Origin of the sequence: Myxococcus vastator (assembly GCF_010894475.1) — a bacterium.
Lineage (GTDB): Bacteria > Myxococcota > Myxococcia > Myxococcales > Myxococcaceae > Myxococcus > Myxococcus vastator.
On sequence record NZ_JAAIYB010000772.1, the window covers coordinates 1 to 1,979 of the forward strand.

Here is a 1,979-nt window from a genome sequence, read left to right on the forward strand (position 1 = left end):
GCTCCACGCGCTCGTGGGGCGGCTGGGGGCGCTGCTCCGAATCCCCTCCAGGGTAGAGCGGCTGGCGGAGGCCCGCGCCCTGGGCCGTGCGCATGGCCGTGAGCGCTACCTGGCGGGCTTCGGCATCAGCGCGCTGGTGGCCGAGTATGGCGCGCTGCACGAGGCCATCCTCGAGAGCCTGGAGTCCGTGGGCTGGGTCCCCGAGCTCGCGGGGCTGCGCGCGCTGGCCCAGGTGCTCGACGCGGGGCTGGCGGAGGCGGTGGGCCAGTCCTCGCTGGAGGATGAGCGCACCGCCCGCGCCACGGGGGCCTGGCTGCATCAGCTGCTCGACCACGCGCCGACGGTCATCTACGCCAAGGACACGGCGGGCCGTTACCTCTACGTGAACCACGGCTTCGAAAAGACCTCCGGCAAGCTCCGGCGCGATGTGTTGGGGCGCACCGACTTCGACCTGTTCTCCACGGAGGTCGCCAGCACCCTCACCCTCAACGACCGGCAGGTGCTGGACACGGGCCAGCAGCTCACCATCGACGAGCACGTGCCGCTCCCCAACGGGACGCGCGTCTTCCAGACCCTCAAGTTCCCCCTGCCGGACGCGCAGGGGCGCGTCATTGGCGTGTGTGGCTTCTCCGCGGACCTCACCGAGTCGAAGCGGCTGGAGCGCGAGCGGGACGAGGCCCGTGAGCACCTGCGCCGCATCGTCACCCAGCTGCCTGTCGTCCTCTGGGCCACGGACGCGCGGGGCATCATCACCCTCTTCGAGGGCGAGCGGCTGAGCGCGCTGGGACTGGAGCGAGGCGCCTACGTGGGGCGCTCCGCGTTCGACGTGTACCGCGACCGGCCGGACCTCGTGGCCGCCACGCTGCGCGCCCAGGAGGGACAGTCCTTCACCCTGGAGGTGGAGATGGCGGGCTCCTATTTCATGACGGGCGTCTCACCCGTCATCGGGCCCGACGGCAGCGTGATGAGCGTGGCGGGCGTGTCGCTGGACATCAGCGAGCGGCGGCGCGCCGAGGAGGTGCTGCGCCAGTCGGAGCTGCGCTACCGGCTGGCCACGCTGGCGACCAGCGACGTCATCTATGACTGGGACCTGGACGCGGGGACCATCGAATGGAGCGAGCTGGCCGCCGTCCAGTTCCGGCTGACCCCGGGCGCCCCGCGGCGGGACATCGAGTGGTGGACGGAGCACATCCATCCGGAGGACCGCGAGCGGATTGCCCGGGACATGCGGACCGTCATCGACCAGGGCGCGAGCCATTGGACGGACGAGTACCGCTTCCTGCGCGGGGATGGCACCTGGGCCGTCATCTCCGACCGGGGGCAGGTGATTCGCGACGAGGAGGGCCACGCGGCGCGCATGGTGGGCGCCATGCAGGACATCACCGAGCGGCGGGCCACGGAGCTGGAGGCGAAGCGGCGCGCGGAGTTCGAGCAGCTCCTCATCGGCATCGTCAGCCACGACCTGCGCAATCCCCTCTCCGCCATCAGCATGTCCGCCACCGCGATGCTGCGGCGGGAGGGCCTGGATGAGCGGCTCCGCAAGGGAGTGGGCCGCATCCTCTCCAGCGCCGAGCGTGCCACGCGCATGCTGAGGGACTTGCTCGACTTCACGCAGGCACGGCTGGGTGGTGGCATTCCCATGGAGCCCCGGTGGCTGGACCTGCACGAGCTGACACGGCAGGTGGTGGAGGAGGTCCGGCTCGCCCGCCCGGAGCGGAGGCTGGAGCTGGAGTGCCGGGGAGACGGTCATGGGCTGTGGGACGCGGACCGGCTGGCGCAGGTCATCACCAACCTGGTCAACAACGCGCTCAGCTACAGCCCGGAGCACTGCCCGGTGCGCATCCGCACGCAGGGGCTGCGTGACGACGTGCTGCTGACCGTCCACAATTCGGGCGGGCCCATTGCCCCGGAGCTTCGGACCTGCCTGTTCGAACCGATGAAGCGCCCGGAGCGAAAGGGCGCCCGGGGCGGGCTGGGGC

General features: G+C 71.2%; 1 protein-coding gene. It reads left to right on the forward strand.

What is annotated here, in order from left to right; genetic code table 11:
* Window positions 1-1,979, forward strand: a 1,979-nt coding sequence (locus tag G4D87_RS37100; protein ID WP_163787491.1) for a PAS domain-containing protein, incomplete at both ends; no start/stop codon positions are given.